Annotated in this window: 16 protein-coding genes; 6 read left to right on the forward strand and 10 right to left on the reverse strand. The window is 66.3% G+C overall.

What is annotated here, in order from left to right; translation table 11 throughout:
• Position 1: 1 nt before the first annotated feature.
• The 8 genes from tolQ to ribD form a co-directional block, all read right to left on the reverse strand.
• On the reverse strand, positions 2–724 hold the full coding sequence (tolQ, locus tag BLR24_RS14770) for a protein TolQ (RefSeq protein WP_055806079.1): 723 nt from the start codon (positions 722–724) through the stop codon (positions 2–4).
• Entirely contained in the window at positions 721–1,179 is a 459-nt protein-coding gene (locus tag BLR24_RS14775; protein ID WP_093018062.1) for a YbgC/FadM family acyl-CoA thioesterase, read from the reverse strand. The genes tolQ and BLR24_RS14775 overlap by 4 nt, the downstream gene beginning before the upstream one ends.
• Positions 1,176–2,372: a pyridoxal phosphate-dependent aminotransferase gene (locus BLR24_RS14780; RefSeq protein ID WP_093018064.1), complete on the reverse strand. Its 1,197-nt coding sequence runs from the start codon at positions 2,370–2,372 to the stop codon at positions 1,176–1,178. The genes BLR24_RS14775 and BLR24_RS14780 overlap by 4 nt, the downstream gene beginning before the upstream one ends.
• Positions 2,369–2,905, reverse strand: a complete 537-nt coding sequence (nusB, locus tag BLR24_RS14785) for a transcription antitermination factor NusB (protein ID WP_055806086.1) — start codon at positions 2,903–2,905, stop codon at positions 2,369–2,371. Before nusB ends, BLR24_RS14780 begins: the two co-directional genes overlap by 4 nt.
• Positions 2,902–3,369 (reverse strand): 6,7-dimethyl-8-ribityllumazine synthase, encoded by a 468-nt coding sequence (ribH, locus tag BLR24_RS14790; RefSeq protein WP_093018066.1) that lies wholly within the window; start codon positions 3,367–3,369, stop codon positions 2,902–2,904. The genes nusB and ribH overlap by 4 nt, the downstream gene beginning before the upstream one ends.
• 6 nt (positions 3,370–3,375) lie before the next feature.
• Positions 3,376–4,530 carry a bifunctional 3,4-dihydroxy-2-butanone-4-phosphate synthase/GTP cyclohydrolase II gene (ribBA, locus tag BLR24_RS14795; RefSeq protein ID WP_093018068.1) on the reverse strand — a complete coding sequence of 385 codons (1,155 nt, stop codon included), beginning with the start codon at positions 4,528–4,530 and terminating at the stop codon, positions 3,376–3,378.
• Complete coding sequence (locus BLR24_RS14800) at positions 4,527–5,207, reverse strand: riboflavin synthase (protein ID WP_093018070.1); 681 nt, start codon at positions 5,205–5,207, stop codon at positions 4,527–4,529. The genes ribBA and BLR24_RS14800 overlap by 4 nt, the downstream gene beginning before the upstream one ends.
• 86 nt (positions 5,208–5,293) lie before the next feature.
• The gene (ribD, locus tag BLR24_RS14805) at positions 5,294–6,421 is read right to left on the reverse strand and encodes a bifunctional diaminohydroxyphosphoribosylaminopyrimidine deaminase/5-amino-6-(5-phosphoribosylamino)uracil reductase RibD (protein WP_093018072.1); all 1,128 of its coding nucleotides are present in this window, start codon (positions 6,419–6,421) and stop codon (positions 5,294–5,296) included.
• Positions 6,422–6,585: 164 nt separating this feature from the next.
• Here ribD and pilV point away from each other — a divergent pair, with 164 nt between their 5' ends.
• From pilV to BLR24_RS14835, 6 genes are read left to right on the forward strand one after another with little or no spacing between them, the layout of a single operon-like run.
• Positions 6,586–7,188: a type IV pilus modification protein PilV gene (gene pilV / locus BLR24_RS14810; protein WP_093018074.1), complete on the forward strand. Its 603-nt coding sequence runs from the start codon at positions 6,586–6,588 to the stop codon at positions 7,186–7,188.
• Positions 7,175–8,149, forward strand: a complete 975-nt coding sequence (locus BLR24_RS14815; RefSeq protein ID WP_093018261.1) for a PilW family protein — start codon at positions 7,175–7,177, stop codon at positions 8,147–8,149. Before pilV ends, BLR24_RS14815 begins: the two co-directional genes overlap by 14 nt.
• Positions 8,146–8,799 (forward strand): pilus assembly PilX family protein, encoded by a 654-nt coding sequence (locus tag BLR24_RS14820; RefSeq protein ID WP_093018076.1) that lies wholly within the window; start codon positions 8,146–8,148, stop codon positions 8,797–8,799. The genes BLR24_RS14815 and BLR24_RS14820 overlap by 4 nt, the downstream gene beginning before the upstream one ends.
• Positions 8,800–8,859: 60 nt before the next feature.
• Complete coding sequence (locus tag BLR24_RS14825) at positions 8,860–12,774, forward strand: pilus assembly protein (RefSeq protein ID WP_139188760.1); 3,915 nt, start codon at positions 8,860–8,862, stop codon at positions 12,772–12,774.
• The gene (locus BLR24_RS14830; RefSeq protein ID WP_302848508.1) at positions 12,771–13,196 is read left to right on the forward strand and encodes a type IV pilin protein; all 426 of its coding nucleotides are present in this window, start codon (positions 12,771–12,773) and stop codon (positions 13,194–13,196) included. Before BLR24_RS14825 ends, BLR24_RS14830 begins: the two co-directional genes overlap by 4 nt.
• Complete coding sequence (locus BLR24_RS14835; RefSeq protein WP_093018265.1) at positions 13,193–13,747, forward strand: GspH/FimT family pseudopilin; 555 nt, start codon at positions 13,193–13,195, stop codon at positions 13,745–13,747. The genes BLR24_RS14830 and BLR24_RS14835 overlap by 4 nt, the downstream gene beginning before the upstream one ends.
• A gap of 33 nt (positions 13,748–13,780) precedes the next feature.
• On the opposite strand, the gene nrdR is transcribed toward BLR24_RS14835, so the two are convergent.
• Both nrdR and glyA read right to left on the reverse strand, forming a co-directional pair.
• The gene (nrdR, locus tag BLR24_RS14840) at positions 13,781–14,224 is read right to left on the reverse strand and encodes a transcriptional regulator NrdR (protein ID WP_055806121.1); all 444 of its coding nucleotides are present in this window, start codon (positions 14,222–14,224) and stop codon (positions 13,781–13,783) included.
• 19 nt (positions 14,225–14,243) lie between these two features.
• Entirely contained in the window at positions 14,244–15,488 is a 1,245-nt protein-coding gene (gene glyA / locus BLR24_RS14845) for a serine hydroxymethyltransferase (RefSeq protein ID WP_093018080.1), read from the reverse strand.
• Positions 15,489–15,506 lie beyond the last annotated feature (18 nt).

Consider the following 15,506-nt stretch of genomic DNA (forward strand, 5'->3'; position numbering starts at 1 on the left):
TTCAGCGGTTGGCCGGAGCCGCCGAAGTTGCCGACGCCACCGCGGCCGGGTTGGCCGACAGGTTGCGCTGCAGGATGTTGGAGAACTCCTCGATGTAGGTCTCCAGGGCAATGGCGATCTTGTCAATCTCGCGCGCAAAGCGGTTGTAGCCCACCACGGCCGGAATCGCGGCAAACAGGCCGATGGCGGTGGCCACCAGCGCTTCGGCGATGCCGGGCGCCACGGTGGCCAGCGTCACTTGCGCGAGCGCGGCCAGGCCGGTGAAGGCATGCATGATCCCCCAGACCGTGCCGAAGAGGCCGACGTACGGCGAGACCGAACCGACGGTGGCGAGGAACGACAGGTTCTGTTCGGCCGCGTCGAGTTCGCGCTGGAAGCTCGCGCGCATGGCACGGCGGGCGCCGTCGAGCAGGGTGGGGGCGTCGCTCACGTGGCGCTCGCGCAGCTTCTGGTACTCGCGCATGCCCGAAGCGAAGATGCGCTCCATGGGGCCGGCGAACTTGGCGTTCTGCGCGGCCGAGGCAAACAGCTCATTCAAGCTGGTGCCCGACCAGAACTCGCGCTCGAAGTCGTCGTTGAGCGCGCGCATGCGGCGCAGGGAAAAGTACTTGCGGATGATCGCGGCCCAGCTGGCGATCGAGACGATCACGAGCAGCAGCACGACCAGTTGCACCACGAAGCTCGCGTGGAGCAGGAGATTGATGATGGAGAGGTCTTGGTTCATGGCTTGAAAGGTTGAGTCATGGAGCCGCCGCAGCGCTCCAGGGTTCCCGAAACTTGGCTCGGTATGCGCGCGGGGCGCAAAGTGGAAGCATCCACCCAGCCGATGCGGATCTTGCCTTCGCACAGCAGGACGGGCGCCGAGGCTCCCGTACGCTCTTGCTCTGTTTTTGATAGCACGCGTTGACCGATTATCAACGACGCAGTGCCCAGTTGTTGAAGATCGGCTGTAACCAGCAGTTCGTCGTCCAGGCGGGAAGGGCGATGGTATTTGAGCTGCGTTTCGCTCACCACGAACTGGCCGCCGGTTTCCTCGCGCAGCTTTCGCTGCTCCACGCCCAGCGAGCGCAGCCACTCGGTGCGGCCGCGTTCCATGAACTTGAGGTAGTTGGCGTAGAACACGATGCCGCCGGCGTCGGTGTCTTCCCAGTAGACGCGGATCGGAAACGCGTAGCTCATCGGGCCGGGTTCGCGATCATGGCGCGCAGGCGTTCGACGGATTCCTGCAGATGCGCCATCGAACTGGCGGTGGAGAAGCGCACGAACTTGCTGGTTTCAGCAGTGCCGAAATCGCGCCCGGGCGTGACGGCGACGTGGGCGCGCTTCATGGTTTCGAAAGCGAAATCCCAGCTGCCCGAAATGCCCAGCTTCTCGGCGACGCGGGTGCAGTCGGCCCAGGCATAGAAGGCACCGTCGGGCACCACGGGCACGTCGAGGCCCAATGCGTTGAGCTGCGGAATGAACCAGTCGCGTCGCGCCTTGAACTCCGCGCGGCGGCGTTCGTATTCGGCAATGCTCGGTTCTTCGAAGCAGGCCAGCGCGGCGTATTGCGACACGGTGCTGGGGCAGATGAAGAGGTTCTGCGCAAGCCGCTCGATCACGGGCACCAGCGCTTCGGGCACCACCAGCCAGCCGAGTCGCCAGCCGGTCATGTTGAAGTACTTGCTGAAGCTGTTGATGCTGATGACGTTGTCGTCGATGGCCAGCGCCGTCTGGCCGAACGCGTCGTCATACGAGAGACCGAGATAGATCTCGTCGATCAGCGTGATGCCGCCACGCTGCGACACCACCTCGTGGATGCGGCGCAACTCGTCGGGCGCAATCGAGGTGCCGGTCGGGTTGGAGGGCGAGGCGAGCAGCACGCCGCGCGTCTTGTCGGTCCATGCAGCTTCCACCTTGACGGCGGTGAGCTGGAAACGCTCTTCGGCGGTGGTCGGCACCAGCACGGCCTTGCCGTCCGCGGCGCTCACGAAGTGGCGGTTGCACGGATAGCTCGGGTCGGGCAGCAGGATCTCGTCGCCGGATTCGATCAGTGCGAGGCAGGCCAGCTGCAATGCGGCCGAAGCCCCCGCGGTCACCACGATGCGGCGGGCTGGCACGTCGACGCCGAAGCGCTGCGCGTACCAGCCGCTGATGCGCTCGCGCAGCAGGTCCAGGCCGGTGGCCTGCGTGTACTGCGTGGCACCGGCACGCACGGCGCGAGCGGCAGCTTCCTGCACGAGCGGTGGCGCGGTGAAGTCGGGCTCGCCGATGTTGAGAAAGATCATCGGCCGGTCGGTGTGGGCCACCTCGCGCGCGAGCACGCCGGCCGCCTTGGCGACCTCCATCACATAGAAGGGTTCGATGCGCTGTGCGCGCGCCGAAATCTTCACGTCCTGGCCTTGCCTGAAGCCCGGTCGGCCTCGACCTCGGCAGCGCGCAGTTGAGGCGCCAGGCCGTTGAGCACGGCGTTGACGTACTTGTGGCCGTCGGTGCCGCCGAATTCCTTGGCAAGCTCGATGCACTCGTTGAGCACCACGCGCCACGGCACGTCCAGGCAATGCTGGAACTCGTACACGCCGATCCACATCACGGCATGCTCGATGGGCGATATTTCTTCGAACTTGCGGTCGAGCAGCGGCCGGATCAATGCGTCGAGCTGCTCGGCGCCTTCGATGGAGCCGTGCAGCAGCGCGTCGTAGTGCGCGGCGTCGGCCTTGTGAAAGCCCGCGAGGTCGCGCGTGAAGTGATCGATCTCGGTCGGGTCGTTGCGGCCCACCAGGTGCTGGTAGAGCGCCTGCAGCGCGAATTCGCGTGCGCGGCTGCGGTTGGACTTGGCCGAAGCCTTGCGCGCGCCCGTGCTGGTGAGTCCGGTGCGCGCCTGGCGCGGCTTGGCGCCGGCTGTCTTGTTGTTGTCTTCGGTCATTGGAGAGAGGCCAGCAATTGCGCCATCTCGACAGCCACCTGGGCCGCATCGCGGCCCTTGTCGGTCTGCCGGGCAATGGCTTGTTCCATGTTTTCGGTCGTGAGGATCGCGTTGGCGATGGGAAGGCGATGGTCGAGCGCAACGCGGCTCACGCTTGCGCCCGATTCGTTGGCCACCAGTTCGAAGTGGTAGGTCTCGCCGCGGATGATGCAGCCTAGCGCGACCAGCGCGTGGTAGCCGCCGCGCACGGCCATCGCCTGCAGGGCCACGGGCACTTCGAGCGCGCCGGGAACCTGCACATGATGGATGTTGTCCGCGGCCACGCCCAGCTTTTCGAGCTCGGCGACGCAGGCCGCGGCCAGCGCATCGGTGATGTCGGCGTTGAAGCGCGCTTGCACGATGCCGATGCGCAGCCCTTTTCCGTCGAGCGGCTTGGCATCCGCGCCCTTGTTTGCACCTTGCATGTCGTGTCAGTCTTTCGTGAGGTAGCCGGCAATTTCGAGGCCGTAGCCTGCGGCCATGCTCGGCATGCGGCGGGGCGTGCCGAGCAGGTTCATCTTGTGCACGCCGCATTCGCGCAGGATTTGCGCGCCGATGCCGTAGCTGCGCAGATCCATGCGGCCGCGCTCGGGGGCTTGCGCGGGGCGCGCGGTGCCGTCGAACTGCGCGAGCAGCTCGCCGGCCGTTTCGCCGCAGTTGAGCAGCACGGCCACGCCCTTGCCTTCGTTCGCGATGTGCGCGAGGCTGGCATCGAGGCTCCACGAGTGCAGCGAGCGGTTGATTTCGAGCGCGTCGAGCACCGAGAGCGGCTCGTGCACGCGCACCGACACCGTGTCTTCGGGCGCCCACTTGCCGCGCACCAGTGCAAGGTGCACGCCGCGGCTGGGCTTGTCGGTGAAGGCGTGGGCGGTGAAGGTGCCCCAGGCGGTCTGGATTTCGCGGCAGCCGACCTTCTCGACCAGCGATTCGGTGCGGCTGCGGTGCTCGATGAGCGCGGCAATGGTGCCGATCTTGAGCCCGTGCTCGGCCGCAAAAATCTGCAGGTCGGGCAGGCGCGCCATGGTGCCGTCTTCGTTCATCACCTCGCAGATCACCGAGGCGGGCGAGCAGCCGGCCATGGCCGCGAGGTCGCAGCCGGCTTCGGTATGGCCGGCGCGCATGAGCACGCCGCCGTCCACCGCCTGCAACGGAAAGATGTGGCCAGGCTGCACCAGGTCGCTGGCCACCGCGTTGCGCGCCACGGCCGCCTGCACGGTGCGCGCGCGGTCGGCGGCCGAGATGCCGGTGGTCACGCCTTCGGCCGCTTCGATCGAAACGGTAAAGGCGGTCGAGTGCTTGGCGCCATTGCGGGAGACCATCGGCGGCAGCTGCAGCCGCTCGCACATTTCGCGCGAAAGCGTGAGGCAGATCAGCCCGCGCGCATGCCGCGCCATGAAGTTGATGGACTCGGGCGTGATGTGGTCCGCCGCAATGACGATGTCGCCTTCGTTCTCGCGGTCTTCCTCGTCCACCAGGATCACCATGCGGCCGGCGGCGAGCTCGGCCACGATCTCCTCGACGGAGGAAATCGGCGCGGGTGCCCGCGAGCTGCGGGGCGCGCCGATGGGCGTGACGGAAGCGTTCATTCGGCAGTGTCCTTGGAGTACGTGGATTGCATGGAAGCCATGGATGTGGGCGCAAGAACGCCGGCCTGAAGCATGCGCTCCACGTAGCGCGCCACGGTATCGATTTCGAGGTTGACCTGGGAACCCGCCTTCAGGTCGCCCAGCGAGGTGTTCTCGACGGTGTGCGGAATCAGGTTGATGCTGATCTCGCTGCCATCGGCGCTGTCGGCCACGCTGTTGACGGTCAGGCTCACGCCGTTGATGGTGATGGAGCCTTTGTAGGCCAGAAAGCGTGCCAGCGCGTGCGGTGCGAGCACGCGCAGCTCCCAGCTTTCGCCGACCGGCGCAAAGTGGCTCACCGTGCCGATGCCGTCCACATGGCCCGAGACGATGTGGCCGCCCAGCCGGTCGCTGGCGCGCAGCGCCTTCTCGAGGTTGATGCGGGCGCCGTCTTCGGTGAGGCCCGCGGTCTTGTCGAGGGATTCGGCCGAAATGTCGATGGTGAACTGCTGCTGCGCCGGATCGAGGGTGGTGACGGTCATGCACGCGCCGTTGAGCGCAATGCTGTCGCCGAGCCCGACATCGTCGAGATACCCGTCGGGCACCGAAATGCCGAGTCTTTTGCCGTAGGAGGAGGAGGGGCCGAGGTCGTGGATGGCGGCGATGCGCCCCACGCCGGTAATGATTCCGGTGAACATTCGCACATTTTCGCAGATGCGTGAGCCCCCCGGCTTTTCATGGCGCTTTAGGGCGATGTGATCCGTCCCCTGAAAGCGCGAGGCGATTAGAAGTTGTCGCGTCCACTCACCCGCGACTCGATCCGAAGATCTGGTCCCAGCATCTCCACCGACTTGAATTCGAGCGGCAGCGCGCCAGCCAGCGAGGTGAGCGGACCCTCGGCATGCAGGTGGCTTGCCATCTCCAGGCCGCTGCCGATCAGCTTGGGTGCCAGATACACCAGCAGTTCGTCGACGCAGCCTTCGCGAATCAACGAGCCGTTCAGCTTGTGGCCGGCTTCGACGTGAAGCTCGTTGACGCCGCGCTGAGCCAGGTCTTTCAGCATGGCGGCCAGGTCGACCTTTCCGCTTGGATTGGGCAGGCAGGTGATCGTGGCGCCCCGTGCCTCCAGCGCCTTGGCGCGGGCTTCATCGCGCGCTGCGGCATAGATCCACACCGGCCGACCTGCTATGAAAACATGAGCATCGGGCGGCGTCTGCAGATGGCTGTCGACCACCACCAGGTGCGGCTGGCGCGGCGTGTCGACCAGGCGCACGTCGAGGCGGGGGTTGTCTTCGAGCACGGTGCCCACGCCCGTCAGTACGGCGCTGGCACGGGCGCGCCAGGCGTGGCCGTCGGCGCGGGCGGCTTCGGCGGTGATCCATTGGCTCACGCCGTTGGCCAGGCCGGTCTTGCCGTCGAGCGAGGCCGCTACCTTGAGGCGCACCCAGGGCAGCTTGCGGACCATGCGGCTGAAGAACCCGATGTTGAGCTCGCGCGACTCGGCGGCGCCCGGGCCGGTTTCCACCTGGACGCCGGCCGCACGCAGGCGGGCGAAGCCTTGGCCCGCCACTAGCGGATTCGGATCGGCCAGCGATGCCACGACCCGGCCGATGCCGGCCGCGATGAGCGCGTCGCAGCAGGGGCCGGTGCGCCCGTGGTGCGAGCAAGGCTCGAGCGTGACGTACGCGGTGGCGCCCGCGACGGCATGGCCCTTGGCCGCCGCATCGCGCAGCGCCATCACTTCGGCATGCGGCCCGCCGGCCTGCTGCGTGTGGCCCTGGCCCAGCACCCGGCCCTCTGCATCGCACAGCACGCAACCGACGCGGGGATTGGGGTCGGTCAGCAACAGCGCGGCGGAAGCCAGCCGCAAGGCGGTGGCCATGTGCTGCGCGTCTTGGTCAAGAGAGGGCATGGACTGCGAGAAGAATTATTTAACACCTGGGCCGCCGGATCATACGAGCGGCAGTCCAAAGCGGATGAACGGTAAATCCACCGCTGAAGCCCACGCCTACGCTCCGGATTCGATGGCAGGAATAAAGAAGCAACACAAGTTGCAGGACGGGAGGACATCGAAAAATGACGACCACAAGACGGTCCGGCGCGGGCTTTTCGCTCGTGGAGGTGCTCGTTTCCGTTGCCGTGCTGAGCATCGGCTTGCTGGGCACGATTGGCATGCTGCTGGCGGCGGTGCGCGCGGGCAAGGAGACCGCCACGTTCAACGTCGCGGTCGGGCTCGTGCGCGACCTGTCCGAGAAGGTTCGCATGAACCCCGGCGTCGCGGCAGGCAACGGCGCGGCCAACACCTATCTGGTCGATCGCTCGGCCGAGGGTGCCGCTTCGAGCGCCGCGACCGGCGGCTGCACGGCGCCGGGTGCGACCTGCGACGCAGCGGGCCTGGCCGCGTGGGACATGGACGAATGGATACGCCGAGTCGCCAAGGCGTTGCCTGGCGCCCGGGTACGCGTGTGCTTCGACGACAAGCCCTGGAACGCGGCGGCCGGCGAATTCGCCTGGACATGCAGCCAGAGCGGCCGCAGCCTGGTCGCAAAGCTTGGCTGGGCACCCCATGCAGATGCATCAAGCGGCAGGCAGAAGGGCGAATCGCAACGGGAGCTTCCACCGCGTCTCGTGATGCAGCTGGTCTCTGGCTGGGCGCAGGCTGGCCATGACGGCTCCTGACGCCGCACGGCCTTGCCGCGAGCAAGGCATGACGCTCGTCGAACTGCTGGTCGCCATGGCCGCCGGGCTGCTGGTTGTGCTTGCGGCCACGGCAACCTTCCTCGGCAGCAAGCAGCTCTTCGTTGCCAACGCGGAAGCGCAGGCGGTGGAAGATTCGCTGCGGTTCGCAGGTTTCGTCGTCCGGGGCATCGTGCGTCAGGCCGGATATTCCGATTACGCGCCCGACCACACCGCCGCGGACGGCACCGTGGTCATTGCCAGCAGTGCCAATCTGGCGGCATCTGCGGACGATCCGTCCGACCTCGACATCGTCGGCGCGAGCAATGCCAAGGTCAGCGCCACAGGCGAAAGCCACGGCACTCACAACAGCAAGGGCGTGAACGGAAGCGATTCACTTCGCGTGCGCTTCTTCGGCCGCAGCCGCACCGGAGGCGACGGTACCGAGCCCGATGGCACCATGGTCGACTGCATGGGAATTTCGCAGGCCGGGCCATCGGCCGGCAAGCCGGCGCTTGCCGATCGTGCGTGGAGCTTCTTTCACGTCGCCGAAGCGGCCGACAAGGAGCCCGAGCTCTATTGCAAGTACCACAGCGAAACGGTGGACACGTTCAGGTCCGAGACGCTCGCCCGCGGCATCGAGGTGTTCAAGGTTATCTATGCCTACGACGGCAACGGCGATGGCGTGCCCGAACGCTGGCTCGATGCCGCGCAACTGGAGGCGCAGGCGGGATCGGTTGCCGCCATCAACGCCGAATGGCGCAAGGTCGTCGGTCTGCGCATCGGCATGGTCGCGCGCAGTGGCCGCAACAGCAGCTGGGCTCGCGTCCAGGGCGAGCCGCTGTACCCGCTGGGCGCGGAGTTCTCGAGTACAAGTTTCAAGCCCCCGGCCGATGGCAGGCTGCGTCGCACCTCGACCTTCACGGTCATGCTGCGCAACGTCATGAAAGAGCCGGCGCCATGACCCGCGCGGATCGCCTGCCGCAACGAGGCTTCTCGTTGATCGTGGTGCTGTTGATGCTGGTCATCGCCATGGTGCTGGGCATCGGTGCGGCACAGGTTTCGCTGGTGGGCGAGCGAAGTGCGCGCAACGACCGTGACACCGAGGTTGCGTTCCAGGCCGCGGAAGCCGCGCTCGTCGACGCCGAACGCGACGTGCTCGGCCCCAATTCCAGCGCGGCTCAGCGCCTCTGTCTTTTCAGCGGCAGCGATATCTCGGCCTTCGTTCCCAGATGCGGTGGCGCGGGCATTCACCAAGGGCTGTGTGCGCCCGCCGAGGCCGGCGACAAGCCAGCGTGGATGACCGCCGACTTCGCTGCCGACAGCACGGCATCCGTCGTCTACGGCACCTTCACCGGACAAGCCTACGCCGCTGGCGACGGGGCTGCGGACGCGCGCGCCGGGACATTGCCCGCGCGTGCGCCGCGCTACATCGTCGAGGCGGTTCGCAATCTCGGCGGCTGGCAGTCGGGCCTGTTGCAGAACGCGAGCGCGCGCAATGCCTCACATCTCTTTCGCGTCACGGCCATCGGCTTCGGCATGCAAGAGGACACGCAGGTGGTTTTGCAGACCAATCTGTACAAGGCTGGCGCAAGCCCCGGCTGCCCTTCCTGAGATTTTTCACCTGAAACCGGAACCCGAATGCGTTCTCTTGACAACCATGGAATCAAAGCGATGGTCATTGCCGCAATCGCCCTCTGCATCGCTCCGCAGGCATTGGCGGCAGAGGCGGTCGAGCTTCCCACTGAAGCGCTGTCTTCCATGGCCTCGCGCGCCGATCCCAACCTGGTGATCGACCTCGCTCTGGAGTTCTCCAATGCCGGTGCCGCCTACCGCGGCGGCTTCGACTGGAAGAAGGTCTACCGCGGCTACTGGGATCCGATGGCCTGCTACGGCTATGCGGCGGCCGATGGTTATTTCAGGCGCCTTGCACCTGCGGTGAAGCTCGCGGGCGGCGAGATCGCATGTGCCAATCAATGGAGCGGCAATCTGTTGAACTGGGCGGCCACCTCCACCATCGACGTGCTGCGGCTCGCGCTGACGGGCGGAGACCGCGTGGTCGACCAAGTCGATCGCACCGTGCTGCAGCGCGCGATGCTGCAAGAAGACTTCTACCGGAGCAGCTACTTTCCCGACAAGACGGTGACCGGCAACCTCGACAAGCTCACGCCGCTCGTCGCGGACGGCCGCATGGGCGTGGGTGCGGCGGCCACTGTTCACATCAACCATTGTCTCGACCGCATGTTTGTCGGGCCGAGCGCCAGCGGCAGTTGCGCAGGTCCCGGTACCGACCAGCAATTTGGCCCGGGCGCTGCGAGTGCACCTTACTTTGCACGGGTCGAGGTTTGCACCGCGGCCGAGGCCGCGACACGCGTCGATCTCTGCCTCAAGTACCCGAGCGGCCAATTCAAGCCCGTGGGCGAAATCCAGCGCCATTCGAGTCGCATGCGCTTCGCCGCTTTCGGCTACTTGCTGGACAACGACCTGTCGCGCTACGGCGGCGTGCTGCGTGCGCCGATGAAGTACACCGGGCCTCGGAAGCGCGACGCCGGCCTCGACAGCGTGGACAACCCCCAGGCGGAGTGGAACGCGACGACCGGCGTCTTCGTGGACGATCCCGATGCGGATGCGCAGGGCGGCCGGTACAGCGGCGTCGTCAACTACCTGAACCGCTTCGGGCGTGGCGGCGCCTACAAGAAGTTCGACCCCGCGGGCGAGCTCTACTACGAGTCTTTGCGCTATTTGCAGGCCAAGGCCGCCACGCCCGAAGCTGTAGCCGGCGTGGCCGCACCGGACGATCCGCGCAAGGACGGGCTGCCGGTCTTCAACGACACTGCCCGGTGGGGCGAAGAGAGCCGCAAGAGCAACTGGGACCCGGTGGCCGCCAGCTGCCGCAAGAACCACATCCTGGCGATCGGCGATCTCGAAACGCACGATGACCGTTCGCTGCCTGGCATGTTCGGTCCAGGATCCAACAGCGCGTCCTTCGTGCCCGACACCGCCTACTGGACACGCCTCGTCGGCGCGTTCGAGAACCGCGAATCGCTTTCCTATACGCATCCTTCGGGCAAGACAGGCCTTGCCACCACCGGCAACAGCGGACTTCCGGCCTTCAACTACAAGGGCGGCGCGCAACTGGGCTCGGGCAACATCGTCAATGCAGAAACCGGCTCGGACCGGGGCTCGTTTGGCATGGCGGGGCTGGCCTACTGGGCCAATACGCAGAAGATTCGTGACGATTTTCCCGACGTTCGGGTGCAGACCTTCGGCATCGATCTGGACGCGGGCGGGCAGGGCGCCATTCGGCAGGGCCAGCGCGGCAGCGCCTTGTATCTCGCATCGAAGTACGGCGGTTTCGTCGACAGCAACGCCGATGGAAATCCGTTCCGCGGGGCGGGAGGGAGCGCCGGGGCGGACATGATCAGCAATGCCGAATGGGCCGAAGGCCTCGACGACGACGGCCAGCCGAAGCCGTCCAACTACTTCCTGGCCGGCGAGCCTCAGCAGCTTTTGGCCGCAATCCGCAAGGTGTTCCAGTCGGCGGCCGCGCCATTGGGCGAGAGCACGGCGGACCCAGCTATTTCGTCGAATCGCATCGGAGCGGCGGGAAGCAATCTCTATGTGGCCCGGTTCAGCGGGCGCAGATGGTCTGGCACGCTGCTGGCTTATCCGCTGGCGTACGAAGCGAGTTCGGGCACCGTTCGCCAGAGCGACGAACCGATGTGGGACGCAGGGGCCTTGCTGACCGGCAATGCATCGGCGCAGGCCGCGGTGCCTGCACGCGACCCGTCGGACAGGCGCATCTTCACCCTCTCGGCCACAGGCATCGGCACGCCCTTTCAATGGGACGCGCTGGACAAGCCACTGCAAAGCCAATTGAACGCCGTGCCCTATGCGGTGCCAGCGGCAACCGATGGCCTGGGCGCCGATCGGGTGGGCTACCTGCGCGGCGACCGGCGCAAGGAGCTGTCTGCCCTCGGCGGCGTGTTCCGCGTGCGCGATTCGGTGATGGGCGACGTGGCCAATTCGAACCCGCTCTTCGTCGGCTCTCCGAGCCTGAACCTGCGGGGCGTCGGCTACGAGCAGTTTCTCGACGCGCACAAGGCACGGCAGCAGGCCGTGTACGTCGGCGCCAACGACGGCATGTTGCATGCGTTCTCGGCCGCTACGGGCAACGAGCTCTTCGCCTATGTTCCCCGCGCAGTTTCTTCGAAGCTGGCCGGCTACACCTCACCCGGCTATGCGCATCAGGCCTATGTCGACGGCTCGCCCACGGCAGCGGAGGCGCGGATGGCCAACGGTGCCTGGAAGACCGTGCTGGTCTCTGGGACCGGGGCAGGGGCGACTGGTGTTTTTGCGCTCGATGTCTCCGACCCCGCCGCGTTTTCCGCCGACAAGGTGCTGTGGGAGTTCACCGGCGCGGACGATGGCGACATGGGCCACGTGCTCCAGGCGCCGCGCATCATGAGGTTCCGTGTGTCCTCAGCGACTCGCACCCAGCCCGCGACGTACGCCTGGTTCGCCGTTGTTCCCTCCGGGTTCAACAACGCGAATCTCGAAAAGCGGAGCGCGCTGTTCCTGCTTTCGCTCGACAAGCCGGCCAGCGCCGCATGGAAGCGCGGCCTCAACTATCACAAGATCATGCTGCCCGCGCAGGCGGACAGCGCGCTTGTGAATGCCTTGGCCACACCCGGCGACTTTGCCGCGGCGGACGGCTGGGCACGCTGGCTGTACGCCGGCGACACGCAAGGCAACCTCTGGAAGTTCGACTTCACCGGCAACGCGCCGTGGAGCGAAGCCAACGCACTCGGACTGGGAGGCGTTCCGTTGATGGTCGCAACTTCAGGCGGCGCAGATGCAAAGCGCCAGCCCATCACCGTGGCGCCCGAAGTCGGCGTCGGACCGAACGGCGGTGCCATCGTGCTGTTCGGTACCGGCAAGTTCGTGAGTGCCGACGACATGGGCCGTGCCAGCCGCGGCGTGCAGACCCTGTACGGCGTGTACGACAGCGGCACGTCGATTCCGGCCGGCGAGACACGTGTGCAGCTCCAGTCGCGCCGGGCTGTTGCCGCCGCAGGCCAGTCATTGCCGGCCATCGTGGGCGAGCTCTTCGTCTATGGCGCTGCAACCACCAGCACCGCGAGCCGCCGCGGCTGGTATTTCGACTTTCCGGGCGCGCTGGAATCGGGCGAGCGACAAGTCTCGCGGCTCGCGCTGAGCGACGGACTCCTGTTCTTCAACACGCTGATACCCGGTGCCGAAGCGTGTGGCGCCAGCGCCGGCGGCCGCAGCTGTGCGGTCAATGCGATGACCGGACTCTCGCAAGGCGGCACTTGCGTTTCTTCGACAGTGGGGCTGCTGTCGTCGCCATTGCTGGTCGAGCTGGGCGAGAGCGCCTACACGGCCACCGATGCGTTCGGACGCCGAACGGAAACCAAGAAGCTCTCCGTCGTCAATGTCGGCGTTCCCGGTGGTGCGGGTGCCGCCCGCGTTTCGACTGTGCGGCCCACAGAGGGCGGCCGAGTCTCGCAGGTGTCCGGACGCTTGAATTGGCGCCAGATCGCCGATTACCGGAGCGCGAAACCGTGACGGCCCTGAAGAGCAGCGCCGGGTCCATCCGTGGCTTCACGTTGATCGAGGCGATGATCGTGGTTGCAATCCTCGCGATCCTGGCTGCCATTTCCTATCCGTCGTACCTGGGCTTCATGCGCAAGGGGTGGCGCGCGGAGGCGCGGTCGGCGCTGGTGCAGCAAATGCAGCAGCAGGAGCGCACCTACACCTTGGCCGGGCAGTACAAGCGCTACGAAGGCGGTTCCGGCGATGGCGGCGCAGGCGGCAAATACCTCGTTCAGAGCGGCAATTGCGAAGGGCAGGGCAGCATCGACCGCTGCATCCGGCTGACCGCGACGCCAAACGAAAGCCTTTCCGACCCGGAGGTCGGGGTTCTCTGGCTCGACAGCACGGGCGACAAGGGCTGTGACGGCACCGCGCCAAGCAGGTGCTGGCAATGAAGCGCTGCGGGCCATTGCGCAGGCCGCGCGGCGGCTTCACGCTGGTGGAATTGATGATGGTCATCGCCATCGCGGCGATCCTGGGCTCGCTCGGCGTGCCGGCATTTCGCGACCTGCTGCTCAATCAGCGCCTCGCGTCCGCGTCCAATGGTTTCGTAGCCGCGCTGAACCTCGCCCGCACCGAAGCCATTCAACGTTCGCAGAGGGTTCACGTCGTGGCGCTGAGCGCAGGCGACTGGTCGAGCGGATGGGCGGTGCGGGCGGGAACGGACGCCGCACCGCAGACGGTGCGCAAATTCGAAAGGCTGCCGAACGGCGTCGGCATCGATGCGGGGCTTGGAGACGGCTTCGTGCAGGGCCTGGATTACGACAGCAACGGCTTCTCGCGCCGGGCGGGCGGATCGGGCTTTGGCGCCGGCTGCCTGACCTTGAAGGCGGAGTCGGGCCGCAGGGCGTCGATCGTCGTGTCGGCCTCGGGCCGCGCGAGAGTCTGCAATCCCGACCTCAAGGGCGATTGCGGAAGCGGCGCCTGCGGCAAGGAAGGCCAATGAATCCGCCAAACGCGAACGGCTGACCGGTCCCGCTCAGATATCCCGCAGCAGCTGCCTGAACTCGTCCACGTCTTCGAAGCTCCGGTACACGGAGGCAAAGCGCACGTAGGCCACCTTGTCGAGCTTCTTGAGCTCGCGCATCACGAGTTCGCCCACCTTGGTCGAATCGATCTCGCGCATGCCGCTGGCGAGCAGCTTCTGCTCGATGCGCAGCAGGGCGTTGTCGATCTGCTCGATGCTCACCGGCCGCTTGCGCAGCGCCAGCATCATCGAGGCTCGAACCTTGGACGAGTCGAAGTCGGCGCGGCTGCCATCCTTCTTGACGACGACCGGAAAGTTGACGTCCGGCCGCTCATAGGTGGTAAAGCGCTTGTCGCAGGCGCTGCATTGGCGGCGCCTGCGAACGAAGTCGGCGTCTTCCGACACGCGGGTCTCGACGACCTGCGTTTCGAGATGACCGCAAAAAGGGCATTTCATGCGGCCACGTCTTGCTGGATCAGCGGTAGACCGGGAACCGGCTTGTCAGCGCGTGGACCTTGGCGCGAACCGCATCGATGTTGGCGGCGTCGCGCGGGTTCTCCAGCACGTCGGCGACCAGGTTTGCGGTGATGCGCGCCTCTTCGTCCTTGAAGCCGCGCGTGGTCATGGCGGGGGTGCCGATGCGCACGCCGCTCGTCACCATCGGCTTTTCAGGGTCGTTGGGGATCGCGTTCTTGTTGATCGTCATGTGGGCGGCGCCCAGCACGGCTTCGGCTTCCTTGCCCGTGATGCCCTTGGCGCGCAGGTCGACCAGCATCACGTGGCTTTCGGTACGTCCGCTCACGATGCGCAGGCCGCGCTCGGTCAGGGTGTCGGCAACGATCTGGGCGTTCTTGACCACCTGTTGCTGGTAGGCCTTGAACTCGGGCGTCATGGCTTCCTTGAACGCGACCGCCTTGGCGGCGATCACGTGCATCAGCGGGCCGCCTTGAAGGCCCGGGAAGATGGCGCTGTTGATAGCCTTCTCGTGCTGCGACTTCATCAGGATGATGCCGCCGCGCGGGCCGCGCAGGCTCTTGTGGGTGGTGGAGGTCACCACGTCGGCGTGCGGCACCGGGTTGGGGTACACGCCCGCGGCCACCAGGCCGGCATAGTGGGCGATGTCGACCATGAAGATCGCGCCCACGTCCTTGGCCACCTTGGCAAAGCGCTCGAAATCGATGCGCAGCGAATAGGCCGAGGCGCCCGCGATGATGAGCTTGGGCATGTGCTCGTGCGCCTTGCGTTCCATCGCGTCGTAGTCGATGGCTTCGTTGGCGTCCAGGCCGTAGCTCACCACGTTGAACCACTTGCCGCTCATATTGAGAGGCATGCCGTGGGTCAGGTGGCCGCCTTCGGCCAGGCTCATGCCCATGATGGTGTCGCCGGGCTTCAGGAAGGCCAGCATCACGGCTTCGTTGGCCGAGGCGCCGCAATGCGGCTGCACGTTGGCGGCATCGGCGCCGAAGATCTGCTTGACGCGGTCGATGGCCAGCTGTTCGGCCACGTCGACATGCTCGCAGCCGCCGTAGTAGCGCTTGCCGGGGTAGCCTTCGGCGTATTTGTTGGTGAGCTGCGAGCCCTGGGCGGCCATGACGGCCGGCGAGGCGTAGTTTTCGCTCGCGATCAGCTCGATGTGGTGTTCCTGGCGCGCGTTTTCGGCCTGGATGGCAGCCCAGATTTCGGGATCGGTCTGTTCGACCAGGATATTGCGGTGGTACATGGCAGTCCTTTGAAGACG

Source organism: Variovorax sp. OV700 (assembly GCF_900099805.1).
Taxonomy (GTDB): Bacteria; Pseudomonadota; Gammaproteobacteria; order Burkholderiales; family Burkholderiaceae_C; genus Variovorax.